The sequence below is a fragment of the Myxococcus sp. CA051A genome (assembly GCF_013336705.1).
GTDB classification, from domain to species: Bacteria; Myxococcota; Myxococcia; order Myxococcales; family Myxococcaceae; genus Myxococcus; species Myxococcus llanfairpwllgwyngyllgogerychwyrndrobwllllantysiliogogogochensis.
The window spans coordinates 100068-125904 of sequence record NZ_JABUMS010000008.1; the positions used below are offsets into that span (position 1 = coordinate 100068).

Consider the following 25837-nt stretch of genomic DNA (forward strand, 5'->3'; position numbering starts at 1 on the left):
CAACGGACTCAAGGACCTGGTCGGGGAGTCGAGCGCCTCCTCAAGATGAGCCCGGTGGTGAGCACCGTCTCCGAGGAGGCCCTCACCCTTCCCAGCGTGGCGGCCCCCTCCCTGGAGGGAATCTCGGTGCTCGTCCCCACCCCGGACGACCTGACGCAAGAAGACCTCCTGCGCGCCTTCCACGAGAAGCGCCGCGCCCTGGCCACCACGCGCGAGCGTCAACCGGGCGAGTCGCTGGAGATGGGCGACGAGGTGCAGCTCAACATCGTGGGGTACTGCGATGGGCACCTCATCCCCTTCTCCGCGCGCTTCGGCATGAAGACGGAGCTGGCGCCCATCGAGGCGCTGCCCGGGTTCTGCGAGGCCGTGGAGGAGGGTGGGAAGGTGGGCGAGTCCATGCAGATCGCCCTGGAGCTGTCGGACACCTATCCAGTGGAGGCCCTGCGCGGCAAGCCCGCGCGCTTCCTCGTGGACGTCGTCGGCGCGCATCAGGTGACGATGCCGCCGGAGAGCAGCCCGGAGTTCCTCGAGCAGCTCGGGATGGGCGGCACCCTGGAAGAGGTGCTGCTCCACCTCCGTGACAAGCTGGAGGACGAGGGCGCGGCGGAACTCTGGGTGCGAGCCCGGGACATGGTGCTGGACGAGGTGGCCCGGCGTGCGCCGGTGGAGCTGCCCCGCGCGCTGGTGGACGAGGAGCTGCGCCGCCGCTGGGTCCAGGCCGAGGGACAGTCCCTGGTCGAGCACCAGTTCGACGTCGACGAGCAGCGGGAGGCGCTCCAGGGCTGGCTGACGGACCCCACCACGCGCGCGGACGCCGAGCGCCGGCTGCACATCGGCATCGTGCTGAAGGCCGTCACCGAGGCGGAGAAGCTTCAGCTCACGCCAGAGAAGCTGGAGCAGTTGATCCGCGACCACACGGCGCCCTTCGGGCTCACCGCGGAGGACACCCACGCCGCCCTGCGCGAGTCGCCGGAGACGACGAAGCGACTGACCGAGCTGGCCTGGTATCTGCTCGCCGTGGAGCACGTGATGAACAAAGCGAAGCTCACCTTCGAGGGCGCGGAGCAGGGCTGAGGCGCCTCGCGCGCCCTCAGCTCTCGCTGAACCAGAGGCCCACGCCGCCGAGCAGGCCCAGGCCCAGGAACAGCGCCGCGAGCCCCCACGCCTGGCCGCGCGACCACCGGAGCGACTCGCCATACCGGTGGCCGCACACCAGGATGAGGAGGGCCAGGCCCAGGCAGATGGATGCGGGCCCCAGGGCTACCAGCACCTTGCGGGGTGTGCCGCTCACGTCGAGGACCGCCAGCAGCAGCAGCGGCCAGAATCCGATGATGAGCAGGCCGACCACGAGCCCCAGTCCCCACCGTCCCTCGGGCGAGTCCAGCTCCATGAAGTCCAGGAACCGCGACCACCATGAGCGGTGCGGCTCCAGCGGCTCTCGACGTCGGGGGGCAGTGGGCTGCACGCGTGGGGACTCCTGGGAGTCGTGACGTTCTAGTGCAGCGCGACGCTGATTTGAAGAAGGCGCGGGCGATGCGTGAACGGTCAGCCCTGGCCTTCGGCCAACCTCGTCTCCCGCCGAGCCCCGTCATCGGGAGCCCCGACGGGACGCCTCGCCTCGCCGCGCAGCTTCTGCATCAGCACATAGAGGCCGGGGATGAAGGCGAAGTTCACCACCGTGGACACGAGCATGCCGCCGAACACGGCCGTCCCCAGCGAGTTGCGCGAGGCGGCGCCCGCGCCCTCCGCGGTCATCAGCGGCACCACGCCCAGCAGGAAGGCCAACGACGTCATCAGGATGGGGCGCAGGCGGACCTCCGCGGCCTCCACCACCGCGTCGACGGCGCTCTTGCCGCTCTCGCGCAGTTGCTCCGCGAACTCCACGATGAGGATGGCGTTCTTGCTTGCCAGGCCCACCAGCATGACGAGCCCCAACTGACAGAACACGTCGTTGGCGAACCCTCGCATCCACTGCAACCCCAGCGCCCCCAGGATGGCCAATGGCACGGAGAGGATGATGACCAGCGGAAGGGTGAAACTCTCGTACTGCGCCGCGAGCACCAGGAACACGAACAGCAGCCCCAGTCCGAACATGACCAGCGTCTCCCCACCGCTCTGCCGCTGCTCCAGGCTGATGCCCGTCCACTCCGCGCTCATCCCCTGCGGAAGGACCTGCGCGGCCAGTGACTCCATCGCATCCATGGCCTGACCGGAGGACACCCCCGGCGCGGCCTGACCGCTCAGCTCCACCGCGCGGAAGAGGTTGTAGTGGCGGATGCCCTGCGCGGAGACCGTGGGCGCCACCTTCACCAGTGACTCCAGCGGAATCATCTCTCCGCTGTCGCTGCGCACGTAGAAGGCGCCAATGTCATTCGGGCTGTCGCGGAACTGTTGCTCGGCCTGGACATAGACGCGGTACGAGCGGTTCGCGTAGTTGAAGTCGTTGACGTACTGGCTGCCCATGTAGACCTGCATCGTGCTGAAGATCTGCTCGATGGGGACTCCCAGCGCCTTGGCCATCTGCCGGTCCACCTCCACGTCCAGCAGCGGCGTGTCCGCGTTGAAGCCCGTGAAGACGCCGCGCAACCGGCCCTCCTCGTTGCCCTTCGCCATCAACTCCTGGACCGTGGCGGCGAGCTGGTCCAGCGAGGAGGTGCCGGCGACGTCCTCGACCATGAACTGGAAGCCGCCGACGCTGCCCACGCCCCGGATGGCCGGAGGCTGGAAGGGCATCACCCGCGCGCCGTCGATGCGCCCGAACGGCCCGCGCAGCCGCTCCACCAGCGCGGCCACGGACTGGTCCTTCCCCGGCCGCTCGTCCCACGGCTTCAGCGGGACGAAGATGCTGGCCATGTTGGGGCCTGTGCCCTGAGAGGAGAAACCACCGTTGGCGAAGATGGCGCGCACCTCGGGCTGCGCCTTCAGCACCGCCTCCACCTGCTCCATCACCTTCTCCGTCTCGGCCAGCGACGTCCCCTCCGGCCCCTGCACGGAGACCAGGAGGTAGCCCTGGTCCTCGTCGGGAATGAAGCCCTTGGGCGTGGCTCGCACGAGCGCCAACGTGGCGCCGAGGCACAGGAAGAACGCCACCAGGATGATGACCGGGCGCTTCAGCAGCCTTCGCAGGTTCCGGCCATAGGCGACTCGAATCCCGTCGAGCACCGTGTCCACCTGCCGGAAGAGCCACCACTTCTCCCCTGTGTGGTGCACGAGCATCCGCGCGCTCAAGGCGGGAGTGAGCGTGCAGGCGCAGAAGGTGGAGAGCGCCACCGAGGCGGCGATGGTCAGCGCGAACTGGCGGTAGATGGCGCCCGTGGTGCCGGGAAAGAGCGCCACCGGGACGAACACCGCCACCAGCACGATGGAGATGGCGATGACCGCGCCCGCCACCTCCTTCATACCCTCGCGAGCGGCCTCCGCGGCCGACAGCTTCCGCTCCACCATGAGCCGCTCGATGTTCTCGATGACCACGATGGCGTCATCGACGACGAGGCCCGTGGCCAGGGTGAGGCCGAACAAGGTGAGGGTGTTGATGGAGAAGTCCATCAACCGCACGAAGGCGAAGGTGCCCACCAGCGAGACGGGGAGCGTGAGGGCGGTGATGAGCACGCTGCGCCAGCCATGCAGGAACAGGAAGATGACGAGGATGACGAGGACAATCGCCTCCACCAAGGTTCGGAGCACCTCATGGACGGTGGCGCGCACCGCGAGCGTGGTGTCCGTGCCCGTCCGGTACGTCATGCCCGGAGGGAACTGCGTGGACAACCGCTCCAGTTCCTTGAAGACGGCGTCACGCACGTCCAGGGCATTGGCGGTGGGCAACTGGAAGGTGACGATTCCCACCGCCTGCTTCCCGTCGAAGCGTAAGAGCGTGCTGTAGTTCTCCGCGCCCATCTCCACGCGGCCCACGTCCTTCACCCGGACGCTCTTGCCGTCATGCTGGCGCAGCAGGACGATGTCACCGAACTCCTCCGGCTCCACCAGTCGACCTCGGGCCCGCACAGAGAGCTGGTAGGGCTGGTCCGCCGCGGACGGTGGCTGGCCCACCTGGCCCGCGGCCACCTGGAGGTTCTGCTCCTGCAACGCACGCGTCACGTCCTGCGGGGTGAGCTTGCGCCGCGCCAGCTCCGTGGGGTCCAGCCACAGGCGCATGGAGAACTTGCGCTCGCCGAAGATGCGGACTTCACCGACGCCTCGCACGCGCTTGATGGCGTCCTTGAGATTCACGTCGGCGTAGTTGCTGAGGAACTTCACGTCGTAGCGGTCGTCCGGGCTGAAGAGCGCCACGGACAGCAGAATCTGGCTGGAGGCCTTGTTGACGACGATGCCCGTCTGGTTCACCTGCGAGGGCAGGCGCGAGGCCGCGCGGCTGACCCGGTTCTGCACGTCGACGGCGGCCACCTCGATGTCGCGCGTGGACTCGAAGGTGATGACTATCTGGCTGGAGCCGTCGTTGCTGCTGGTGGAGGTGATGTAGCGCATGCCCTCCACGCCGTTGAGCTCCTGCTCCAGCGGGATGGTGACGGCGCTCTCCACGACCTCGGCGCTGGCGCCGACATAGTTGGCCGTCACCGTCACCTGCGGGGGTGCCAGGTCCGGGTATTGAGCGATGGGCAGCGTCGGGATGGCGATGGCCCCCACCAGCGTCAGCAGGATGGAGCAGACGATGGCGAAGACGGGCCTGCGGATGAAGAAGTCGATGAACATGGTGCGCTGGGTCCCCTGGGTTCAGCGACGGCTCTCGCGAAGGTCGTTCTTCACGGCCTCCGCGCGCGGTGCGGATGCGGTGGCCTTCACCGTCACGGGCATGCCGTCGCGCAGGGCCTGGATGGCCGAGACGGCCACGAGGTCTCCCGCCTTGAGGCCTCCTTCCACGACGTAGGTCCTGTCCCCCAGCGCACCGAGGGTGATGGGCCGGCGCGCCACCACCGTCCGGCCCTCCTGCTCCTGAACCACCAGCGCGAAGGGCTGGCCGCTCTGGCGCACCACCGCGAGCGCCGGAATCTGCAGGGCGTCACGGTGGGAGTAGACGATGCGCGTGCGCACCAACTCGCTGGGGCGCAGGCCGACGGTGTTGCGGAAGGCGGCCTTCACCTCCACCAGTTGGGTGCGCGGGTCGGCCTGGGGCGCGATGAAGAAGACGGAGCTGGTGAGCACCACCCTGCCCTGGGCGTCGAGGACCTCCAGCACCGTGTCCGGCTTCATCGAGCGCGCGCGGGATGACGGCACGGAGACGCTCACCTCGAGGACGTCCGCCTGCGCCACGCTGGTCAACTCCGTGGAGGCGCTGACGAAGTCTCCCACGCGCACCAGCACGTCACCCACGGTGCCGGCGAAGGGGGCCCGCACCACGTTGAGCTGGAGCTGCACCTGACGCTGCGTCACCTGCGCGACGGAGGAGCGCGCGGCGGCCTCGGCGGCCTGCACCTCGGCCCGGGCGCCCTCCAACTCCTGCACACTCGCGAGGCCCTCCCCATGGAGCGCCTCCGTACGGGCCAGCGTGCGGCGCGACAGCTCCAGGTTCACCTGTGACGCGCTGAGCTGGGCCTGGGCGCTGTCGAGCGCCGCCGACTCCTCTCTCGCGTCCACCTCCACCAGTGGCGCGCCTTCCGCGACCTGCTGTCCAGGGCGCACGGGGATGCGGCGCACGGAGCCCGCCACCTGCGGCAGCACCGTCACGCTTCGCCGCGACAGCAGTGAGCCCAGGTACTCGCTGGTGTCCCGCACCTCCTGGGGCGCCACCACCACCACCGCCACCTCGCGAGGCGGAGGCGCCGCCGGAGCCACCTTCTGACCCGAGCAGCCCGCCACCGCCGACAGCACCACCACACGCCACATCGACTTCTTCAGCGCCCCGAGGGGTCGCACCCACTTCACCAGTCGCACCGGGCCTCCGTCAGGAATGCGGCCAGGCGTGCCTGGACTCGCTCGAATTCACGCAGCACCAGGTTCAGCTCCGCCTGGCGGAGGGCCGCTCCGCTCTGCACCAGCTCGAGGCTGCTGCCACGGCCCACTTCAAAAGAACGGCGGGTGAGCGTGTCGGTCCGCCCCGCGAGCGCTCTCGACTCGACAGCCGTCTTCACCAGCGCCTCGGTGACCTCCACACCGCGCCGTGCCTGGGCCACTTCCAGGGCCACGTCGCGGTGCGCGCCCTCCAGCGCCGCGGCGGACTGCTCCTCTATGCCCGTGCGCTCACGCACCAGGCCCTCGCGTCCGCCTCCCTCCCAGAGGGGCACCGACAGCACGGCGGCGACATTCCAGGTAGCGAACCGACCGAAGCCCGGGTCCGTGGTGAGACCGAAGAGGGTGCTGGAGACGCCCAGCGTGGGCAGGTAGCCCGCGGAGGCCTGACGCCGGCTGTCGCGCGCGGACTCCACCTGTGCCCGCGCCGCCAACAAATCCGCGCGCGCGTCCAGGCGCTCCAGCGGCGCGCAGTCCTGGCGTGTCTGCTCCACCAACCCCTGGAGGTTGAAGGTCGGGTCGACCCCCACCGCGTGGCCGAAGCCCAGTGAGAGCCCCAGCGACTCGCGAGCCTGTCGCAGCTGCTCGTCACCGGCGATGAGCACGCTCCTCGCCACCGCCACGTCCTGACTCACGCGCACCACGTCCAAGGGAGTGCCCGCGCCCAGTTCGAAGATGCGCTGGGTGAGGGCCTCGCTCTCCAGGGCCCGCCGCAGGCCCACTCGGTTGATTTCGGCGGCGCGCTCGGCGGCGACGGTGGCCACCAGCGCCTGGGCCAGGCCCAGCGTGAGGCGACGCCGTACGTCCTGGAGGCTCGCCACCGCGCCCGCCTCCGAAGCCCGGGCCGACGACAGCCCTCGCCACGCGCTCAGGTCCACCAGTGACTGCGTCAGCGTCGCGGAGACGGTCCCCAGCGGCACCGTGGGCGTGCGCCCGCTCACGCCAGCCCCCGTCCCCTGTCCCGGGTTCACCGCGGGAGTGTCGGGGTTGAGCACGTCCAGGGCCACGCTGGCCTGGACGCGTGCATTGGGCAGCAGCACCGACAGCGCCTGGCGCCACCGGCCACTCGCACGCCGCACCCCTGCCTCCACGCCGCGCAGGTCCGTGGACCGCTCACGCACCAGGGCCAGCGCTTCGTCCCAGGTCTTCACCTGCTGCGCGGCGGGTGGGACAGGGGCGAGCATCGCGTCCTCCACCCTGGGTGGGACGGCGACAGGAGGGAGTTCGGACTGAACGGACGTGGCGATGAGCGCGAGAAGGAGGACGGAAGAAGTGGCCATACGCCAGACATGGATGAGGGAGGTGGAGTGCCCAGACCGGGCGCTCCCGAGGGCGCGCTGAGCACCCTCGGGAGCACGGGCATGGGGAACAGCTAGCTGCGCGGGGGCGACAGCTTGAAGACGGAGGCTTCGATGGGCGCGTCATAGCGAGCGCCCTGGATGACCTTCTCGCCCTGCTGGCCGTCGCCCTCCCACTTCACGCGGTGGCTCACCATGATGCCGTCCACGCTGCGGAAGTCGGAGAAGGTGATGGCCTTGTTGTACGCCTTGCCCTCATGGATTCCGGCGTAGGTGCGGCGCACTTCCAGGAAGGACTTCTGGTCGATGAAGCGAACCTGGGTGGTGGTGCCACGGGTGAGGACCAGCTTGAACGTGGGAGTGCCGTTCACGTCGTCCGCGCCGTCCATCGCCAGCGAGACGCCCTGGGCCTTCGGGTCCAGCAGCGCGTCATCGAAGTGCGCGCCCTCGGCCAGCGCCGTGTTCTTCTCCTTGTCCAGCCGCTGTGGCGCGGCAGAGCCCTCCACCGTCCAGCCCTGATTGCCGTCGAACATCTTGGTGAAGGATGTGCCGTTCTTGTCCGTGTCGTGGCGCATGAGGTTGGGGCGGGCACGCCGCACGTTCGTGGTCGTGACGGTGCTGCCCTCCGTGGCAACGACGGTGAACTGATAGGTCTTCGCGGCCTTGAGGCGCGCCTTGCCGCCCATGGCCTGGAGGTGCTTGTCGACGACGGACTGGAGCGACAGCTTGCCCTGGGCGCATTCGGCACCTTCGCCAGCGCTTGCGAGGGCAGGAGCGAACGTCAGACCAAGGGCGAGCAACGAGGAAACAAAGGACCTGCGCGGCATGGGGTGCCTCCGTGGGTGACTGGGTGACGGAAGGCAGAGTGCCCGCGCGAGCGCCGCGCGGCCGGAGTGTTCAGCCGGTGGGGACGGACATGCGGCGAACCGGCACCGCCGTGCGGCGAACGGGCCACGTGCGGGGCGCGACGACGCACCGGCGAGTCACGACACTTGATGGAGCTGCGGTGAACGGGCCACGTGTCGGGCGACTACGCACCGACGAGTCGCGGCACATGACAGCTGCGGCGAAAAAGCCATGCGGCTCGCGCGCGGAGCGACGACGCATCGACGAGTCGCGGCACATGACGGCGGGGCGAACGATCAACGCGGCTCATGCGCAGGGCGACGACGCACCGACGAGTCGCGGCACATGAGGGCAGGCGGCGAACGGGCAACGCGGCTCTCGCGCAGGGCGACGACGCATCGACGAGTCGCGGCACATGACGGCGGGCGGCGAACGAGCAACGCGGCTCGCAAGCAGGGCGAGGGGGGCCATACCGCGAGCAGCGCGGCTCAGCGCAGGTGTTGGAACTTCTCGCGGTGACTGCGAGCGACGCGCAACTCCGTGCCGCCGGTGAGCACGACGACCAAGTCCCTGCGGCCCTCGCTGCGCAGCTCACGGATGCGACTCGAGTTGACGATGGCCGAGCGGTGGATGCGCATGAAGCGCTCCGGGTCCAGGCGAGCCTCCAGGCCCTGCATCGTCTCGCGATGGAGGTAGGCCTTCCCGCCCGCGTGAATCTGCACGTAGTAGTCGGCGGCCTCGATGTATTCGATTTCGTCCACGTCGAGGAACACCACGCGTCCCGAGTCGCGGATGGCGAGTCGGCGCACCCACCGCTCGGGGGGTGCGGGCGTGGGCGCCGGGACGGGAGTGCCCTCACGCTCGCCGTAGGTGGAGAGCACGGAAATCAGCCGCTGACTGAGGTCGGACATCCGCGTCAGGCGAATCTGGGCCTTGGCGCGGCCAATGGCGTCGTGGAAGCGGTCGTCTCGGAAGGGCTTGAGGAGGTAGTCGAGCGCGTGGATGTCGAACGCGCGCAGGGCATAACGGTCATACGCGGTGACGAAGATGACCGCGGGCACCTCGCCAGGCCCCAGATGGGAGAGCACCTCGAAGCCGTTGAGCTCGGGCATCTGCACATCGAGCAAGACCAGGTCTGGCCGCTGCTCGCGGATGAGACGCACGGCCTCCGGGCCGTTACCGGCCTCGCCCACCACGCTGACTTCGGGGTCCGTTGCCAGCAACAGGCGCAGGCCCTCGCGAGCCAGGGGCTCGTCATCCACGACGAGCGTGCGGATGGCGGCGGCCGCGTTCATGACGCGAGCGCCTCTGACGAAGCGGCCTGGAAGGGCAGCTCCAGACGGGCGCGCACGCCGCCCCCGGAGCGGTTCTCCAGCGTGAAGACATGTCCTTCGCCGTAGAGCTGGTGCAGGCGAGCGCGCACATTGGCGACCCCGATGCATCCGTCATGCTGGTCCCAGCCAGGAGCCAGCCCGGGGCCGTCATCAAGCACCTCCAGCACCAGCCGCGCGCCCTCGCGCGAGGCACGCAGCTCCACGCGTCCCGCGCCGGAGCGGGTGGCGAGTCCATGCTTGATGGCGTTCTCCACCAGTGGTTGGAGGATGAGGCTGGGCACGAGCGCACTGAGCGTGGCGGGGTCGATGGCGCGCACCACCTGGAGCCGGTCCTGGAAGCGCGTCTGCTCGATGTCGAGATAACGCTCCAGGAAGTCGACGTCCTCGTGGAAGGGAACGAGCTGGCGGCCCGTGCTGTTGAGCGCCATGCGCAGCAGCTCGCTGACACCGGTGAGCATGCGGATGGAGCCCGTGGTGTCCTGCTTGCGAACGAGGACGGAGATGGCGTTGAGCGTGTTGAAGAGAAAGTGCGGATGGAGCTGGGCGCGCAGCGCGTCGAGCTGCGCATGGACCAGTCGCGTCTCGAGCTGGGACTGGGCCAGTTCGCCCTCGCGGTAGCGGCGGTGGTACTCGACGGCGGAGCCGATGGCGACGATGCCTCCATAAATGAGCAGGCTCGTGACGACGTACTTGGCCATCAGCAGTGGCAGCAGCTGGCCCAGTGTGCCGTCGCTGTTCAACCTCTCTCCCACGGCCCGGGAGAGGAAGTAGATGAGCGTCGCGTAGGGAACCATGACCGCGGCGAGGGAAGTCAGATGGACCGCGAGACTCCGGTGCCAGACGCCGCGCTCCAGGCGAAACCGTCGTCCGAGCGCGAGGATGAGCGGAGTGACGAACGCCCAGTACTGCCAGGGCGGCACCTGCATCACCAGCGCCCGGGTAAAGGGGTACGTGGGGTCCTTGGCCTGAGCGTAGAACCACGTGTGGCTGGCGGTGATGATGCCCGGCACGGCGAAGATGAGCATCAACCACGGCAGGCTGCGAACCAACTCGCGCAGCGCGGGCAGCGCGGACGCGGAGGGTGCCGGCCGGCGTGTCGCGGCGGAGGACAACAGGACGGGACTCGCGACGGGAGAGGTGGATTCCACGGCCAGTGGATTCTACGCTCGAACCGGGACCACGTCCGAGCGGGAGCAGCCAACGGGCTCCGGCGTGCAGCGAACGGGCGCGCTCGCATCCTTGCCTGGAGAGCGGGAATCCTGGTCGGCTGGCAGGTGGCGCGTCGGCGCTCGAGGCCTGTGGTAGTGGAGGAGCATCCGTGAGCGTCGCGACCCTCGATGAAGGCCCCCTGCGGGGGCCCAGCTTCTTTCTCAGCCGGACAGCCCTCCGAGCGCTCGCGCTGGCCCATCGTGACCGCTACGGCGGTGCTCGGCCCCATCCCCACGTCGTCATCGATGGCTTCCTCGGAGAGCCGCTGGCGACCGGACTGGCCGACGTCTTCCCGGGAGCGACCGAGGCCACATGGAAGCGTCGGGACCACCCGGAACAGGCGGCTCGCCTGGGACAGCTTCAGCGCAAGGCGTTCGAGGACGTGCCCGGAGCGCTCCGGCACCTGCTCTCGGAGTTCTCCAGCATGTCGTTCATCGACTTCCTGGAGACCCTCACCGGCGTGCAGGGGCTCATCGCGGACCCACACTTCCGGGGCGCCGGGCTGCACCTGACGTTGCGCGGGGGCCACCTCGCGCTGCATGCCGACTTCAACCGCGACCGCTTCCGCGCGCTCTCACGGCGACTCACCGTCCTCTACTACTTGAACCCCGGCTGGGAGTCCGCGTGGGGCGGCGACCTCGAGTTGTGGAGTGCCGACCTCTCCCGATGCGAGACGCGCATCGCGCCGCTCCTGGACCGCCTGGTCGTGATGGCCCATGGCGACACGCACTGGCATGGCCACCCCGCCCCACTGGAGTGTCCCGAGGGCCGGGGGCGCGCCGCGGTCGCCGCCTACTTCTACACCGCGCAGGAATCCCCCGACGCACCAGAGGCCCACAGCGCCATCTGGGCGCCGCCTCGTCCCTAGCTCGCCAAGACATCCTCCGCATGCACGGAAGGAGAGTAGGCCTCATGCAGGACCCGCAAGAACTCGCACGTGAAGTCGCGGAGCGTCTTGGGCGAATCAACGGCGTCCTCGCCGTTGTGCTCGGAGGCTCCCAGGCACGGGGAGACGCGGACGCGACGTCCGACATCGACCTGGGCATCTACTACCACCCGGAGCGTCCTCCCTCCCTGCTCGAGCTGCGCGCGCTCGCCCTGGAAGTGGACGACCACCACCGTGCTGATGCCGTCACCGACCTGGGGAGCTGGGGCCCGTGGATCAATGGGGGCGCCTGGCTCGACATCCGAGGCGTTCGCGTGGACTGGCTCTACCGGGATGTGTCGAAGGTGGAACAGGTCATCGCGGACTGCCGGCAAGGCATCTGGACCTCGCACTATCAGCCGGGCCATCCCCATGCCTTCCACAGCCACATCTACATGGGAGAGGCGCACCTCGCGCGGCCCCTTTTCGACCCTCACGGAACCTTCGCCAGACTCCAAGCGCTGACGACGCCGTATCCCGAGGCGCTGATGAAATCCATCCTCCAGCGCGCTGTCTGGGAAGCCGGCTTCGCGCTGGAGACGAGCCACAAGGCCATCGGGCGCGGAGACGTGTTCTACGTCTCTGGATGCTTCTTTCGCTCCGTCGCCATGATGGTCCAGGCGTTGTTTGCCCTCAACGCCCGCTACTGCATCAACGAGAAGCGCTCGGTCCCCCTCGTCGCTGACTTCCCCGTCGCTCCCGCTCGCTTCTCAGCCATCGTCACCGAAGTCCTCGCATCCCTTGGGGCGGACGCCAGTCATTTGCGGCCTCGCCTTCACGCCCTGGAGAAACTGGTCGCGGAGACAAAGGCCCTGTGCCAGGAGAGGTTCCCGGAGCTGTAGCGAGGCTCGCGTCACGGCTTGGGCCCCGACGTGATGGGCGACGTGGCGGGGACGCCCAGCCCTCGCAGCCAGCCCTGCGCGAGCGGCCCGGGGTCATGGCCCGTCTCTGATTTCACGAAGTCGAGCAGTTGCTGCATGCGCGCGGCCTTGCCCACGTGGAGCTGGTAGAAGCGCGCCAGGACGCTGTCCAGCGCGGCGGTGCCCACCTGCTTCTCCAGCTCATGGAAGAAGAGGCTTCCTTTCAGATAGGGCAGCCCAGAGGCGAGCGGGTGCGTGCTCATGTCAATCGCATTGCACGTGGCGTCAGGCAGGACCACCGTGTCGCGCCGGACCACCAGCGCCTCGAGCGTCTTGCGCCTCGACTCCCACAGCTTCGCCTCCGCTTCCTCGCCCTCGGTGGCGCGCACCGCGCGGGCCGTGAGGTAGTCCGTCGTCCCCTCCGAGAGCACGAAGTCCTCCCAGCACTGGATGCGCACGCCATTCCCATACCAGCCATGCGCCGCCTCATGGTGATGCACCAGACTGTCCCCCATCGACTCCGAAGCCAGATGCCAGAACGGATGGTGCTCCATGCCCCCCTTGGCCTTGGGCCCCCAGTTCGCCGACACCGAGCCGACCTTGTCGCCAAAGGTATACGGCCCATACCGCGTCTCGAAGAAGTCCATCGCGTCCCGCAGGTGGCGCGTGCCCGCCAGCGCGGCCTCTTCCTCGCCCGGCAGATACCAGACGGACACCTGCGTCCCCGCGCTCGTGGCGCCCAGCGGTCGCTCCGTATAGGCCCCCACGGCCCATCCCAGCATGTACGCCGGGACATCGCCCGCGACCTGCTTCGGATACACCGCCACCTGCCCCTCCGGCAGGTCTCCGAGCCGCAGCGAGAACTTCACGCCGTCGTCGGGTGAGGGATGGCAGGGAAACAGGTTCCCGCAGAAGGCCGGCCACGTGTACGTGGTCCCCGTGCGCCGGTACCCGTCGGTCTTCTCCGTCGAGGAGAACGTGTAGTCGACGACCACGGTGGTCGCCCACTCCTGCACACCGATGTCGAGCCGCCCGTCCTTCACGGTGTACTTCAGGTCGCCGCAGCGCCCCCGCACACCGGTGATGTTCAGCGTGCCCACCATCAACGACAGCCCCGGCTCCTTCGACTCACCCACCTGGAGCGTGGCCGTGCCGCGCATCGCGCCCAGCTTCACGTCCAGCGCCGTCGCGATGAGGTCGCGCGTCAGCCCCTCCCGAGGTGGCGGCGCGGGCAACTGTCCCACGGCGTCACAGAGCTGGGGGCACGCGGAGAGGGCCCCGCCCTCCCCTGGCGTGGAACAGACCTGGGCTTCCCAGAGCCCGGCCCTGGACAGGTCCGAAGGCTCCCCGCACTTGCACGCGCCCATGCCACCCATGAGCAGCAGGAGGATGGCTGTACTCGGAATGACACGCTTCATGATGTGAACTCCCTGGAGACGGAGAGCGCCCTCCGTCAGCTCCCCAACACCCTGCTGGACATGACACGCATCGCGGCGAAACCGCGCACGCGGCTCCTCGAAGCAGACATCCTCCGGTAGCACCTCCACCCACTGCCCGGATGTCAGACCACCGACGTGGAATGCCTCGGGCCAGGACTTGGACCGGAGAGATATCCTCTCACAACAGGAGCATGAACATGGCGGGGCGCGGATTGGGCAGTGCCGTGGTCATCGGCGGCAGCATGGCGGGACTGCTCGCCGCACGGGTGCTCGCGGACCACTTCGAGAAGGTCATCCTCGTGGAGCGGGACCTCCGAGCGGAGGGGCCTGTCCCCCGGAAGGGCCTCCCGCAGGGGGTGCACCTCCACGTACTGCTGGATACCGGCCGTCGCATCCTCGACCAGTCCTTTCCAGGCCTCTTCGAGCAGCTCCAGGAACAGGGAGCCGAGCTCATCGATTCGAGCCGCGACGTCGCCTGGCACCACTTCGGCGTCTGGAAGAAGCGCTACACCAGCGGCATCCCCCTGTTGCTCTGCACGCGAACCCTCCTCGAGTGGAACGTGCTGCGCCGGGTGAAGGAGCGGCCCAACGTGGAGTTCCGCGAGGGGTGCTCCGTCGAGGGCCTGCTCGCCGACGAGCGCGGCGGTCGCGTCACGGGCCTCCGCGTGAAGACAGCCCAGGGCGATGAGTCCTGGGAGGCGGACCTCGTCGTGGATGCGAGCGGTCGGGGCTCGCGCATGCCTCAATGGCTGGAGGCACTCGGCCATGCGCGTCCGGAGGAGGAGCAGGTCCACGTGGACCTCGCCTATACCTCGGGGCTCTACGCGCCCCCGCCCCGCTTCCACCGCGAATGGAAGGCGCTCATGCAGTACCCCCGCCCTCCCTCGACCTGGCGCGCGGGCTTCATCTCCAGCGTGGAGGGTGGCAGGTGGTTGGTCACCCTCAATGGCTACTTCGGAGACCACGCGCCCACCGAGCCCGAGGGCTTCCTCGAGTTCGCCCGCTCGTTGAGCCGTCCGGACCTGTACGACTACCTGCGCGACGCCAGGCCCCTGGGGCCCCTCTCCACGCACAAGGTGAAGGACACCCGCTGGCGGCACTACGAGCGGCTGGCCCGGTTTCCCGAGGGACTGGTGGTCCTGGGAGACGCCGCCTGTGCCTTCAATCCGCTCTTCGGCCAGGGCATGTCCGTGGCGGGACTGGGCGCGGAGTTGCTGGACACCTGCCTGCGCGAGCAGGCCCGCCGCGGTGACCTCACCGGCCTCGCCCAGCACTTCCGGCGGCGACTTCCCGAAGTCATCCGGCTGCCCTGGTTCATGAGCACGAGCATGGACCTCCAGTATCCACAGGCCACGGGCGAACGGGCCCCAGGCCTGGGCGCGCTGCATTGGTACATCCGTCAGTTGATGGAGCGCTCATCGACCGACGCGGGCGTCCATCGCCGGTTCAACCGGGTGCTCCATCTCCAGACCGGATTGGGAGCGGTCCTCCACCCCTTCGTGGCCCTGCCCGTGCTGACCCATGGGGCCCGGTCACTCGTCGTGCCGCTCCAGCGACTGGCGAATACCGAGACACGACCGCCACCTCCGGAGCCCATGAGCCTGAGCACCCCGCCGCGCGATGAGTGACGCGGTGTGCAAGCTGGCGCCCTCGGAAAGCGGCACGACGCTGCTCCCTCTCCTGAGCCAGCACCGCCTTCGCCGGACGCGATATCCAGCGGGTCCGATATGGGGACATCCGCGAGGCATTTGAACGGCACCTCGACCCCCCAGGTGCATCGCATGATGAAGATTCATAGGACGCCATGGCTGCTGGCCATGAGCGTGTTGCTGCACGCGTGTGGTGATTCATCTCTCGCGGAGCCTGACGCCCCGGAGCCAGCGGAGCAGGCGTCGGCCACTCAGGAGACCACGGCACAGCCCGAGGACATCCTCACCCAGCTCCAGTCCATCCCCGGGCTCACCGTCGTCCTCGAGCAGCCCTCTCCCTTCCCGGGCACACGTTTCTTCGTGCTGAGCTTCGAGCAGCCCCTGGACCACGAGCGCCCGCTCGGGGAGCGCTTCCAGCTCCGGATGACGCTCCTGCACCGCTCGGTGGACGCGCCCATGGTGCTCTCCACCGAGGGCTACATCGTCGCAAGCACACCCTCGCAGGCGGAGCCCACCGCGCTGCTCGGCGCCAACCAGCTCTCCGTGGAGCACCGCTTCATGGGTGTCTCGCTACCCGAGTCCCGGGACTTGCGGATGCTCACCCTCTCCCAGGCCGCGAGCGACAGTCACCGCGCCGTCCAGGCCTTCAAGCCCCTGTACCCCGCGCGCTGGCTCTCCACGGGTGGAAGCAAGGGCGGCGTCGCGGCCGTGTATCACCGCTACCTCTACCCGGATGACGTGGACGCCACCGTGCCGTACGTCGCGCCCAGCAGCCACGGGCTGCGCGACGGTCGCTATGTCCACTTCCTCGCACAGGTGGGGGATGAAGACTGCCGCGCGAAGTTGGAGGCCTTCCAGGTGGATGTGCTGCGACGCCGCGAGGAGCTGCTCCCCTTCGTGGAGGCGCTGGCCACGCAGTTCAACACCACCTTCACGGTGGTCGGCGGCGCGGACCGCGCGCTGGAGTTCTCCGCCGTCGAGACGTCCTTCTACTTCTGGCAATACGGCACGGCGTCCACCGCGTGCCCGCGCATCCCCGCGCCCGGCGCGCCGGCGGCGCAGACCTTCGCCTTCCTGAACGCCGTCGTCGGCGTGGCCTACACCTACTCGGACCGCTTCATCGCGCCACTCGAGTACGCCTACTACCAGGCCGCGACGCAGATTGGCTGGTCACGCTTCCCCACCCGACACCTGCGCGGGCTGTTGCGCTATCCCGGGGAGAACACGCCGGACCTGTACTTGAGCTTCCCCGTGACGGAGCCGTTCGATTGGGGCGCCATGCTCCGCGTGGAGCACTGGGTCCGCAATCACGGCGAGCGGATGCTCTTCATCTACGGGGAGAATGACCCCTACTCCGCCGCGGCTTTCTCCGTGCGCGCGAGGAACGACTCATTCCGCTACTTCGCCCCGCAAGGCAACCACGGCTCCAGCATCAGCCGCCTCGCCGAGCCGGAGCGGACGCTCGCGCTGGAGCGCCTCTTCACCTGGATGGGAATGAGCGCGCCCTCCCCATCTCACCTCCAGGGTGAGGTCCCAGACAGGCTCCGTATGAATTCACTCGGAGAGTGAGTAGAATTGGCATGAGCCTTCCTGGAGGGCCTCATGTTCGCGTTCGACCGTAAGCCCCAGCCGTCCGCGGCTCGGGCTCCCGCCGCGAAGACCGAGCCGCGGCGCTCCTCCCAGGCACGCCAGGCGGAGCCGACAGACCCGGGGCCCCGGTTCGACTTCGCCCGCATCAGCGTCATGCCCCCGACGCCGCGAATCCAGCCCAAGCTTCGCATCGGCGCCCCCGATGATGCCCTGGAGCGCGAGGCCGACGCCGTGGCGGACCGCGTGGTGGGGGGAGGCGACGCACAAGCCTCCCAGCCCACGATGCGAGACCGCATCCAGCGCAAGTGCTCGACGTGCGAGGACGAGGAAGGACCCTCGCCTCTCATCCAGCGCAAGTGCGGCAAGTGCGCGGAAGAGGAGACGGAAGGAACCCTTCAGCGCAAGGCGGACTCCGGAGCCACCGCGTCCGCCCCCGACTTGCAGAGCCAGCTGAGCGGGTCGTCGGGAGGGCAGCAGCTCCCGACGGCCCTCGGAGGACAGCTGGGCGCGGCGATGGGCACCCCGTTCGACCGGGTCCGCATCCACACGGATGACCACGCGGCCCGGATGAACAGCTCCCTGGGAGCGCGCGCCTTCACCCACGGAACCCACATCTACTTCAATCAAGGCGAGTACAACCCGGGCACGCGCGCGGGCCGGCATCTGCTCGCGCACGAATTGGCGCATGTCGCGCAACAGGGCGGTGCGGGGCACACGCTGCGGAGGAAGGGGGGCGCGCCCGCGTCCGGCGTGTCGCTCGTGGAGATCGCCTGCGCGGACAACACGATTACGTTCCACGCCAGCACGGGGCCCGTCTCCTACCAGCTCACCCAGTGCGACATCGTCGACGGCGAGTTCGATGCCAACGTCGTCATCGACGCGGCGAGCAACAGCGTCCGCTTCGACATCCAGTCGAACGAGGTCGCCGCCGAGGCCTTCCAGTTCGGCTTCTCCATCGCCCCCGGCCAGCTGAACCCCGTCACCCTCTTTCGCGGCCAGAAGACGGTCAAGCTCTCCGCGAAGAGCGGCATGACGACGCTGACGGCGGCGACGTCGCTGGCGGAGTTCAAGCAGCGCGTGAAGGATGCGGGCAAGCTGCGGATGGACAGCAACAAGGCCCGCCTGGAGGAGTGGAAGAAGTTCTTCACCGAGAAGCTCAGCGCCAATCAGGTCCAGGGCCAGGTGATGGCCAGCCGGGCCAACGAGCTGGGGATGCTGGCGGCCAGCGAGGGGGGCATGACCATGCTCACCTTCGACAAGTGGGCCAGGACGGACAACCCGCTGCTCGGCTGGGTCTACGAGCAGCAGATTGAAGGCCGGTACCGCGCCTGCACCGGGTGCCACGCCCTGGTGCAGGCAGAGGACCGGTGGCGCAACCGTCCCGCGTTCGTCGCGCCGGCGCGCAGCCCTGTCTCATCGCTCCAGGAACACGCCCAGGCGGAGTCCGCGAACCCCGCCCCCCGGCTCCACGAGGGGCCCGACGCGGAGAGCACGGTCGCCGACCCGAACAAGTTCACGGGCTACGAATCCGCCCAGCAGGCGATGCAGGCCGTCAAGACTCTCAGGCCCTATCTGGATGAGCTGGGCCCGGCCCGGTACGACATCCTGCCGCTCGACATCTTCTCGACGAACCGGTCGCCCGCCGCGCTGCTGGCGAGAATCATCTCCAGCATCGACAAGCGTCAGGCCGACTACGACCTCTTCAAGACGAAGATCGACTCGGCGGACTTCGACTACCTGCTCCTGCGTCCCATCGTCCAGGACCTGATGGTGCTGGCGACGCCGGAGGTCCAGCAGCAGGTCCTCGACGAGATTGCCTCCGCGCAGCGGTGGGAAATCGCCCAGGCCATCGTCATGGGCGCGGCGACGATTGGCCTGCTGGTGCTCACCATCTTCCCGCCCACCTCGGCGGTGGGTGTCGCCGGAGTCATCGCGCTGGAGACGTCGCTCGCGACGTATGGCGCCGTCAGCGGCCTCAAGATGTATCAGGAGGGCTCGATGCTCTCGCTGACCCAGGGCGCGAACAACGTCGTCGACCCGGCGCAGCAGAAGGCGGCCGACACGATGATGGCCATGGGCCTGGTGTCGGTGGGCTTGTCGGCCCTGTCACTGGGGACGACGGGCATCCGGGCGGTCACCATCATCCGTGGCGCGCGCACCGGCGAGAAGACCGTGGGCGCGGCGGTGGCCATCGAGGCTCAGCTGCAGAACGGCGGCACGGTCAAGATCTCCGAGCTCGTGGGAGGCAGCCCCCGGGTCGTCGTGCTCGGGAAGGATGGCGAGCTGCTCGCGGAGGGAGTCCTCACGGACGCCGCGCTCTTGGGCTCCAAGCCCACGAAGCTGGCCCAGCTCCCCGACCAGGGCATCCAGGGCGTCACGCCGAGGGCCGCTTCGCCCGGCAGGCCCCTCTCCTTCCAGGGGCCGGCGCCGACCTGCGGCCCGGTCTCCTGCGAGATGATTGCCAGCATGGGCGGGCCCGTCAGTCCGACCCTCCTCAAGGACATGCTCAAGGGGGCGGGCCCCTCGGGCACCACCATCGAGAAGATGGTGGAGATGCTGAAGTGGAACAGGGTCGCCGCTGAAGCCAAGACAGGCTGGAAGGTGGCGGACCTCGCGTCGGCGACACAGGGCGGCAACCCAGCCATCGCCGTCATCAAGACCAACAATCCCACCCATCCGCTGCATGCGGTGGTCATCGACGGCGTCACCGTCAGAAGCGGGGTCAAGGTGGTGGCGGTGCGAAACCCCTGGGGCATCCAGTACTTCCAGTCGGAAGCGGAGTTCTCGCAAATCTTCACCGGTCAGGCCGTCAAGGTGCTCCACTGGTACTGACGAACCCCATGGAAACTCCCATCTCGGTCGAGGCGCTCCTCGCACAAGCCCAGCGGTACGACGGCCAGCCCGTCGCCGTGGAGGGACAGTTCATCGCGATGTTCTCCAAGGCGTTCATCAGCGCGCCGCGAGAGTCGCTGGAGCTGACACCCGAGCGGCCCCGAATCCAGCTGGAGTACCCGAACATCGAGGACCGCTGCTTCCAGGTGGTGTCCGCCTACGTGGGGGGCCCCTGGTACTACAACGACCCCGCCGTCGTGCGCGGCCGGTTCCTCGCGGGGCCGGAGCCTCGGCTGGTGGAGCTCTCGGAGCTCATCATCCGGAGGCCGGACGCCGAGCACCGGGTGGCACTGTAGCGTCGGGCTGGACCCAATGATGCGGTCGGGTGGGCAGGCCCGGTGCGCTCAGGCCGCGCGCTGCAACCGGCGCTTGTACTTCTCACCCCACTCCCGCAGCCCCATCAGCACCGGCTCCAGGGAGCGACCGAAGGCGGTGAGTTCGTACTCCACGCGCGGCGGCACCTCCGCGTAGACGGTGCGCTTCACCAGTCCGTCTTCCTCGAGCTCGCGCAACTGCAAGGTGAGCATCCGCTGGCTGCAGTTCGGCAACCGCTTGCGCAGCTCGCCGAAGCGGTGCGTGCCCTTCAACAACCAGTACAGCACCACGCCCTTCCAGCGCCCGCCGATGACGCCCAGGGACGCCTCCACCGCGCAGTTGGTCTTCGAATCGTCGTCGCGTTTCCGGGCCATGGTTCCCTTTTTGTGCGTACTCACCAAACTTGTGCGTACTTGCGAAGAAATAACCTGAATCGTACGTCTTCACCATGAAGACATGGGAGCTGCAGCCGAAGCCGGGGTTTGATGCACTCACGCGGGCCGAGCGTCCCTCGCCCAGCGTGGGCGCGGGTGAGGTGAAGGTGCGCGTGGAGGCGGTGTCGCTCAACTACCGCGACGTGCTCATCGCGAAGGGCGCCGAGAAGAACCTCAAGTCACCGCGCGTGCCCACCTCCGATGGCGCCGGCGAGGTCATCGAGGTGGGTCCTGGTGTCACGCGCTGGAAGGCAGGCGACCGGGTGATGGCCAACTTCTTCCCTCACTGGGTCGACGGCGAGCTGAGCGACGCGCACCACGCCAGCGCGCTCGGCGGCAGCGGGGTGGACGGCATGCTTCGCGAAGAGGTGGTGCTGCCAGAGCACAGCTGGGTGCGCATCCCAGCGGGGTACTCGTTCGAGGAGGCCTCGACGCTCCCCTGCGCCGGGCTCACCGCGTGGCAGGCTCTGTTCGAAGTCACGTCGCTCCGGCCGGGTGAGACGGTGCTGCTCCAGGGCTCCGGTGGCGTCTCGGTGTTCGCGCTGCAGCTCGCGAAGGCCGCTGGCGCGCGCGTGCTGATGACGTCGAGCAGCGCGGACAAGGCGGCGAGGCTGCGCGAGCTCGGCGCCGAGGAGGTCATCGACTACCGGGCCGAGGCGAAGTGGGGCGAGCGGGCGAAGGCGCTCACCGGCGGGCGCGGCGTGGACCTCGTGGTCGACGTCGGTGGCCAGGCCACCTTCGACCAGTCCTCCGCGGCGCTGCGCTACGGCGGCACGATGAGCATGCTCGGCGTACTCACCGGCGGACGGGGCGAGGTGAACCTGCACTCGGTCTTCTACCGGCGGCAGACCGTGCACGGCGTCTACGTCGGCTCGGTCTCGATGTTCGAACGCTTCGTCGCGGCGCTCGAGCACACCCGCATCAGGCCCGTCATCGACCGCGTGTTCGGCTTCGACGATGCGCGCGCCGCCTGGGAGCACCTCGCGAGCGGCCAGCACCTGGGCAAGGTCGTCGTGAGCCGCGCCGGGAGGACGTCATGAACGTCCTGCTGGTCTACGCCCACCCCGAACCGCGTTCACTCAACGGGGCGCTGAAGGACCTCGCCGTGAACCACCTGACCGCGCTGGGTCACGAGGTCCGCGTCTCCGACCTCTACGCCATGGGGTGGAAGGCGGTCGCCGATGGCGCTGATTTCCTGAACCATGATGCCAGGGAGCGACTGTCCTATGTGGGGGCGTCGAAGCACGCCTTCGCCAACGGCTCTCAGAGCCCGGACATCGAGGCCGAGCAGGAGAAGCTGCTCTGGGCCGATGCCGTGCTCTTCCAGTTCCCGATGTGGTGGTTCTCGATGCCGGCCATCCTGAAGGGTTGGATTGACCGGGTCTTCGCCTACGGTTTCGCCTACGGCGTGGGCGAACATGGAGGCGAGCGCTGGGGCGACCGCTATGGCGAGGGCACGCTGGTGGGCCGCCGCGCCATGCTGTCCGTCACGATTGGCGGGCGCGCGCCGCACTACACCGAGCGAGGCGTCAACGGCGCCCTGGATGACCTCCTCTTCCCCATCCAGCACGGGGTCCTCTTCTATCCCGGCATGGAGGTCCTGCCGCCATTCACGGCGTATCACGTGGACCGGCTGACAGAAGAGCAGTGGCCGTCCATCGCGGCGGCGTTCAAGGCGCGGCTGGACGGCTTGTTCACCGATGACGTCATCCCGTTCCGGAGGCAGAACGGTGGCCACTACGACACCCAGCAGGTGCTCAAGCCCGGCCTCGGGCACGCGGCCTCCGGCACCAGCATCCACCTGGTCAAACCGGGCGAGCCGGAGCAACTGCCAGTCGAGGGGAGCCCGCGCGCGACGGGAACGCGCTGAGCACTCGCCCGGAGCGAGCGACGACGTCCAGGTCAGCTGAAGGTCGTGGTCAGGTTCAACGGACCCGCGGGGACGCCCACATCGCGGCCCGCGGGGTCATCCGAGGGCGTCTGCCAGGCGTTGGCCTGCGTCACGGTGGCGCCCCCGGCGTCGTTCTTGATGGACATGTTTCCATTGTGGCCCGCGGGGCTGATTTGACTGGTGTCGTAGCCGCTCCAGCCCGTGCCCGCGTTCGCGAACGTCGCCTCTCCCCAGGTCTGACCTGAGTTCGCGCCGGGATTCGCCGTACCATCCTTGGACACGCACCACGCCACGCTGCTGTTGGTGTCGAACGCCACGACCTGCGACTGGCCGGGCTGCAGCGTGAAGGTCTTCGGCGTGCTCTTGTCGAAGTTCTGCCCATCATTCGGGCCACCGTTCTCGCCCGTCTTGTTCCAGAGGGTGACGGTCTGCGGCTGGCCCGTGTTGTTGGTGAACGTGTTCGTGTACTTGTACTGGCTCTTCTGGCCCGGGTCGATGAGCAGCATGTTGCTGTTGTAGGGTGAGCCGACGTTGTTGCGGCTCAACCACGGCTCACTCGGGTTCGCCTGCTGCGTGGACCCAGCGGAGGGCGCGCCGAACCCGGGCCCCGCGTCACTGGATGATGAAGCCCCCGAGGGCACGCCCGCCGCGCGAGAGCTTCCTGGCCGGGTCGGGGCCGGCTCGAAGGAGTCCGTCATGAGCTTCTGCCACACGTCGTTGCGCGGCTGGCGCGCGGCCGTGCTCTCCACTCCCTGGACCGGAGCCGAGACGGGCTGGCTGGTGGAAGTGCTCGCGTGGGGAAGGGAGAAGCAGGAGCGATTGAGGACCGAGATGGACATTTCAGACCCGGGGAAGTCGAAGAGTGAGGGCAAGCCCAGGGAGGACACCCAGGCCGCCATGGCGAGGCACGCGGGGGCATAGAGCAGGACGCATGCCACCCCTCCGGTCTCATCACCCACCAGGGCCGTGGCGCTCCTTCTCGTAGGAGATCAAGCACTTGGGACGGACGCACGCGACAGCTCAGCCCGCTCGACACCGAGGAGCCCGATGACGGCATTCATCCCCCTGATGTCCCGTGTCATCAGCTACTCGTGAGCGCGGGTTGCCCGCTGCTTCGCCGATGGGGCCGTCGAGCCGTGCTTCATCACCCAGTCGAGCACCCGGCGCGCCCGCGTGGAGAGCTGCCGGCGTGAGGGATACACCGCGAAGACGTCTCGCGGCTCCAGGGTATGCCCCTTCACGGTGAGCGGCACGAGCGCGGAGCCTTGCTGCTCGACCATCTCCTTGATTCCGCTGACCACGCCCAGCCCCTCCTGGGCAGCGGCCAGGGCCACCCGGGGGTCATTCACCGTGACGCGAACATCCCTGGGTCGGACTTCTTCGACTCGGCCGTCGCGGCGGCGCAGACGCCACACACCTTGAGGCTGCGAGAGCACCGCTGGCACGTCCTGGAGTTCCTCCCGGGTCAGCAGGGTTCGCCCCTTCAAGACGTCTTGCACGAAGCGTGGGGAGGCCACGAACACCGACTCGATGCTCCACAACCGTCGGGCCACCAGCTCGGCGTCGAGGATGGGGCCGACCCGGAAGGCGATGTCGAAACCCTCTTCCACCAAGTCCACCTTCGAATTGGTGAGCAACAGCTCCACGTCCACGCGGGGATGCCGGGCCATGAAGGAGAACAACAAGGGGGCGATCCGCTGGGCTCCGGACGTCACGGGCGCTGTCATCCGCAACCTGCCCGCGGGCTCCTCCTCCCGGTCCATGGTCTGGTCGAGCACTTCGCCCAACTGGTCCAGGAGCGGCCCCGCGCGCTCCAGCAGTCGAGCCCCCTCCAGCGTCAACCCGACCCTCCGCGAGGTGCGCTGAAGGAGCCGAGTCCCCAGCGATTCCTCCAGGAGCGCCACCCGACGGCTCACCGTGCTGGTGGGAATGCCCAGGCGCCTCGCGGCCTCCACGAAGCTCAGCTGCCGTGCCACGGCCACGAAGAGCCGCAGGTTCTCGCTCATCATCATCCCATCCATGGGATGGAGTCTTTCATTTCATCCCGTGGTTGCAATCGTCTTCGAGCGCTAGTCATACGTCATGACCCTCGAACAACAACATGTCGTGGTGGTGGGAGGCTCCTCGGGCATCGGGCTCGGAGTGGCCCAGGCGGCGCTGGAGCAAGGCGCTCGTGTGACGCTCGTGAGCCGTTCCCCTGAAAAGCTGGCCCAAGCCGCCGAGCAGCTCGGGAGCCCGGACCGTGTGCGAACCGTCTCAGCCGATGCAACCGAGGAGGACGCGGTGCGCCGGCTCTTCGAAGTGCTCCCCCCGGTGAACCACGTGGTCGTCACGGCGGTGGAGGCTCGCTACCTTCCCATCAAGGAGATGGATTTCGCCGCCGCGCGCCGCATCATCGACTCCAAGCTCATGGCCGCGTTCCATGTCGCAAAGCATGCGCGGCTCCAGCCCGGCGGCTCGCTCGTCTTCACCACGGGAATCGCCTCGGTGCGCCCCATGAAGAACGGCTCTGTCATCGCGGCGGTGAACGGCGCCATCGAGTCCGCCGTGCGTGCCTGGGCCCTGGAGCTCGCGCCGGTGCGTGTGAACGTCCTGTCGCCCGGCTGGATTGACACCCCCGTCTGGGACGCGGTCGCGGGGGACGCCAAGGGCCCGCTCCTCGAACAACACGCGCGCCGGCTCCCTGTGGGACGCATCGGCACCACCACCGACACGGGCCATGCCGCGGTGTTCCTGATGAACAACGGGTTCACCACGGGCGAGGTGCTGCACGTGGATGGTGGACATCCCCTCGTCTGACCACGGCCCGCCAGGCCAGTGGACCTTCCTCCCCCGCTCAGACGTCAGTTCGAGGTCCCTCCATCGGCACCGTCCGAGAAGGAGCTCCCAGCAGCGTGTGAGCAGCCGTTGAACGCGGTGGGGCTCGAGGAGGAGAGCCTCCTGGCCCACCCGCTCTGGAAGGAGTGGTTCGCGGGGAGTGGGCTTCAGGACCCAGTGTTGGCTCTCGGCTATCCGCAAGCCTTTCAGGAGGATTGCCTCAGGACTTCGCGAGCCGGAGCTTCAATTCCGGTGTCCCCTTCACCTCTTTCAAGGACTCTTCGCATGGGCGCGATTTCCACGAAGGATGGCAGGCAGCCCTTCGACGAGGACCGCGGACAGAAGCACCTCATCGAGTCCTCGCACGGCAGGCTCCT

21 protein-coding genes are annotated in these 25837 nt (G+C 68.5%); 10 read left to right on the forward strand and 11 right to left on the reverse strand.

Annotated elements, in window-relative coordinates; translation table 11 throughout:
- Positions 1–45 precede the first annotated feature (45 nt).
- A complete protein-coding gene (locus HUA74_RS23320; protein ID WP_141640372.1) occupies positions 46–1074 on the forward strand; it encodes a peptidylprolyl isomerase in 1029 nt (342 codons plus the stop codon).
- A 16-nt stretch (positions 1075–1090) separates the two neighbouring features.
- Here HUA74_RS23320 and HUA74_RS23325 read toward each other — a convergent pair whose 3' ends face one another.
- From HUA74_RS23325 to HUA74_RS46865, 7 genes are all read right to left on the reverse strand, one after another.
- Positions 1091–1465 carry a hypothetical protein gene (locus HUA74_RS23325; RefSeq protein ID WP_371817296.1) on the reverse strand — a complete coding sequence of 125 codons (375 nt, stop codon included), beginning with the start codon at positions 1463–1465 and terminating at the stop codon, positions 1091–1093.
- An 80-nt stretch (positions 1466–1545) separates the two neighbouring features.
- The gene (locus HUA74_RS23330) at positions 1546–4707 is read right to left on the reverse strand and encodes an efflux RND transporter permease subunit (protein ID WP_174456310.1); all 3162 of its coding nucleotides are present in this window, start codon (positions 4705–4707) and stop codon (positions 1546–1548) included.
- 21 nt (positions 4708–4728) lie between these two features.
- Complete coding sequence (locus HUA74_RS23335) at positions 4729–5877, reverse strand: efflux RND transporter periplasmic adaptor subunit (RefSeq protein WP_371817306.1); 1149 nt, start codon at positions 5875–5877, stop codon at positions 4729–4731.
- Positions 5874–7241, reverse strand: coding sequence for a TolC family protein (locus tag HUA74_RS23340; protein WP_174456311.1), 1368 nt, complete (start codon positions 7239–7241; stop codon positions 5874–5876). The genes HUA74_RS23335 and HUA74_RS23340 overlap by 4 nt, the downstream gene beginning before the upstream one ends.
- Before the next feature lie 92 nt (positions 7242–7333).
- Positions 7334–8086 (reverse strand): outer membrane lipoprotein-sorting protein, encoded by a 753-nt coding sequence (locus HUA74_RS23345; RefSeq protein WP_141640342.1) that lies wholly within the window; start codon positions 8084–8086, stop codon positions 7334–7336.
- Positions 8087–8593: 507 nt separating this feature from the next.
- Positions 8594–9400, reverse strand: a complete 807-nt coding sequence (locus HUA74_RS23350; RefSeq protein ID WP_174456312.1) for a LytTR family DNA-binding domain-containing protein — start codon at positions 9398–9400, stop codon at positions 8594–8596.
- Positions 9397–10587 carry a histidine kinase gene (locus HUA74_RS46865; RefSeq protein WP_174456313.1) on the reverse strand — a complete coding sequence of 397 codons (1191 nt, stop codon included), beginning with the start codon at positions 10585–10587 and terminating at the stop codon, positions 9397–9399. The genes HUA74_RS23350 and HUA74_RS46865 overlap by 4 nt, the downstream gene beginning before the upstream one ends.
- Positions 10588–10757: 170 nt before the next feature.
- Between HUA74_RS46865 and HUA74_RS23360 the strand changes: the two genes are divergently transcribed.
- Together HUA74_RS23360 and HUA74_RS23365 are read left to right on the forward strand one after the other, a co-directional pair.
- Entirely contained in the window at positions 10758–11516 is a 759-nt protein-coding gene (locus HUA74_RS23360; RefSeq protein ID WP_141640345.1) for a 2OG-Fe(II) oxygenase, read from the forward strand.
- A gap of 44 nt (positions 11517–11560) precedes the next feature.
- Positions 11561–12415, forward strand: coding sequence for a nucleotidyltransferase domain-containing protein (locus HUA74_RS23365; RefSeq protein ID WP_174456314.1), 855 nt, complete (start codon positions 11561–11563; stop codon positions 12413–12415).
- 11 nt (positions 12416–12426) lie between these two features.
- Here the strand turns inward: HUA74_RS23365 and HUA74_RS23370 are convergent, their stop codons facing one another.
- Positions 12427–13851 carry a M1 family aminopeptidase gene (locus tag HUA74_RS23370; protein WP_174456315.1) on the reverse strand — a complete coding sequence of 475 codons (1425 nt, stop codon included), beginning with the start codon at positions 13849–13851 and terminating at the stop codon, positions 12427–12429.
- A 218-nt stretch (positions 13852–14069) separates the two neighbouring features.
- On the opposite strand from HUA74_RS23370, the gene HUA74_RS23375 reads away from it, so the two are divergent.
- The 4 genes from HUA74_RS23375 to HUA74_RS23390 all read left to right on the forward strand — a co-directional run bounded on the left by HUA74_RS23375 (position 14070) and on the right by HUA74_RS23390 (position 20299).
- Entirely contained in the window at positions 14070–15500 is a 1431-nt protein-coding gene (locus HUA74_RS23375; RefSeq protein WP_371817297.1) for an FAD-dependent oxidoreductase, read from the forward strand.
- Between the two features lie 153 nt (positions 15501–15653).
- Entirely contained in the window at positions 15654–17090 is a 1437-nt protein-coding gene (locus HUA74_RS23380; RefSeq protein ID WP_174456317.1) for a S28 family serine protease, read from the forward strand.
- Between the two features lie 33 nt (positions 17091–17123).
- Positions 17124–19943: a DUF4157 domain-containing protein gene (locus HUA74_RS23385; protein WP_174456318.1), complete on the forward strand. Its 2820-nt coding sequence runs from the start codon at positions 17124–17126 to the stop codon at positions 19941–19943.
- An 8-nt stretch (positions 19944–19951) separates the two neighbouring features.
- The gene (locus HUA74_RS23390; protein WP_174456319.1) at positions 19952–20299 is read left to right on the forward strand and encodes a hypothetical protein; all 348 of its coding nucleotides are present in this window, start codon (positions 19952–19954) and stop codon (positions 20297–20299) included.
- 48 nt (positions 20300–20347) lie between these two features.
- Here HUA74_RS23390 and HUA74_RS23395 read toward each other — a convergent pair whose 3' ends face one another.
- Positions 20348–20692 carry a helix-turn-helix domain-containing protein gene (locus HUA74_RS23395; RefSeq protein WP_141640352.1) on the reverse strand — a complete coding sequence of 115 codons (345 nt, stop codon included), beginning with the start codon at positions 20690–20692 and terminating at the stop codon, positions 20348–20350.
- Positions 20693–20766: 74 nt separating this feature from the next.
- Between HUA74_RS23395 and HUA74_RS23400 the strand changes: the two genes are divergently transcribed.
- Entirely contained in the window at positions 20767–21792 is a 1026-nt protein-coding gene (locus tag HUA74_RS23400; RefSeq protein WP_141640353.1) for an NAD(P)-dependent alcohol dehydrogenase, read from the forward strand.
- On the forward strand, positions 21789–22622 hold the full coding sequence (locus HUA74_RS23405) for an NAD(P)H-dependent oxidoreductase (RefSeq protein ID WP_174456320.1): 834 nt from the start codon (positions 21789–21791) through the stop codon (positions 22620–22622). Before HUA74_RS23400 ends, HUA74_RS23405 begins: the two co-directional genes overlap by 4 nt.
- 32 nt (positions 22623–22654) lie before the next feature.
- Here HUA74_RS23405 and HUA74_RS23410 read toward each other — a convergent pair whose 3' ends face one another.
- Both HUA74_RS23410 and HUA74_RS23415 read right to left on the reverse strand, forming a co-directional pair.
- Positions 22655–23581: a hypothetical protein gene (locus HUA74_RS23410; RefSeq protein WP_371817298.1), complete on the reverse strand. Its 927-nt coding sequence runs from the start codon at positions 23579–23581 to the stop codon at positions 22655–22657.
- 147 nt (positions 23582–23728) lie between these two features.
- Positions 23729–24664: a LysR family transcriptional regulator gene (locus HUA74_RS23415; RefSeq protein WP_174456321.1), complete on the reverse strand. Its 936-nt coding sequence runs from the start codon at positions 24662–24664 to the stop codon at positions 23729–23731.
- 61 nt (positions 24665–24725) lie between these two features.
- Here HUA74_RS23415 and HUA74_RS23420 point away from each other — a divergent pair, with 61 nt between their 5' ends.
- Positions 24726–25442 (forward strand): SDR family oxidoreductase, encoded by a 717-nt coding sequence (locus HUA74_RS23420; RefSeq protein WP_174456322.1) that lies wholly within the window; start codon positions 24726–24728, stop codon positions 25440–25442.
- Positions 25443–25837 lie beyond the last annotated feature (395 nt).

What these genes read in the sequence shown, in the direction of transcription:
- HUA74_RS23320 (WP_141640372.1), top strand. Translation starts at nt 46, where the DNA reads ATGAGCCCGGTGGTGAGCACCGTCTCCGAGGAGGCCCTCACCCTTCCC.
- HUA74_RS23330 (WP_174456310.1), bottom strand. Translation starts at nt 4,707, where the DNA reads ATGTTCATCGACTTCTTCATCCGCAGGCCCGTCTTCGCCATCGTCTGC.
- HUA74_RS23340 (WP_174456311.1), bottom strand. Translation starts at nt 7,241, where the DNA reads ATGGCCACTTCTTCCGTCCTCCTTCTCGCGCTCATCGCCACGTCCGTT.
- HUA74_RS23345 (WP_141640342.1), bottom strand. Translation starts at nt 8,086, where the DNA reads ATGCCGCGCAGGTCCTTTGTTTCCTCGTTGCTCGCCCTTGGTCTGACG.
- HUA74_RS23350 (WP_174456312.1), bottom strand. Translation starts at nt 9,400, where the DNA reads ATGAACGCGGCCGCCGCCATCCGCACGCTCGTCGTGGATGACGAGCCC.
- HUA74_RS23365 (WP_174456314.1), top strand. Translation starts at nt 11,561, where the DNA reads ATGCAGGACCCGCAAGAACTCGCACGTGAAGTCGCGGAGCGTCTTGGG.
- HUA74_RS23370 (WP_174456315.1), bottom strand. Translation starts at nt 13,851, where the DNA reads ATGAAGCGTGTCATTCCGAGTACAGCCATCCTCCTGCTGCTCATGGGT.
- HUA74_RS23375 (WP_371817297.1), top strand. Translation starts at nt 14,070, where the DNA reads ATGGCGGGGCGCGGATTGGGCAGTGCCGTGGTCATCGGCGGCAGCATG.
- HUA74_RS23380 (WP_174456317.1), top strand. Translation starts at nt 15,654, where the DNA reads ATGATGAAGATTCATAGGACGCCATGGCTGCTGGCCATGAGCGTGTTG.
- HUA74_RS23385 (WP_174456318.1), top strand. Translation starts at nt 17,124, where the DNA reads ATGTTCGCGTTCGACCGTAAGCCCCAGCCGTCCGCGGCTCGGGCTCCC.
- HUA74_RS23390 (WP_174456319.1), top strand. Translation starts at nt 19,952, where the DNA reads ATGGAAACTCCCATCTCGGTCGAGGCGCTCCTCGCACAAGCCCAGCGG.
- HUA74_RS23395 (WP_141640352.1), bottom strand. Translation starts at nt 20,692, where the DNA reads ATGGCCCGGAAACGCGACGACGATTCGAAGACCAACTGCGCGGTGGAG.
- HUA74_RS23400 (WP_141640353.1), top strand. Translation starts at nt 20,767, where the DNA reads ATGAAGACATGGGAGCTGCAGCCGAAGCCGGGGTTTGATGCACTCACG.
- HUA74_RS23405 (WP_174456320.1), top strand. Translation starts at nt 21,789, where the DNA reads ATGAACGTCCTGCTGGTCTACGCCCACCCCGAACCGCGTTCACTCAAC.
- HUA74_RS23415 (WP_174456321.1), bottom strand. Translation starts at nt 24,664, where the DNA reads ATGGATGGGATGATGATGAGCGAGAACCTGCGGCTCTTCGTGGCCGTG.
- HUA74_RS23420 (WP_174456322.1), top strand. Translation starts at nt 24,726, where the DNA reads ATGACCCTCGAACAACAACATGTCGTGGTGGTGGGAGGCTCCTCGGGC.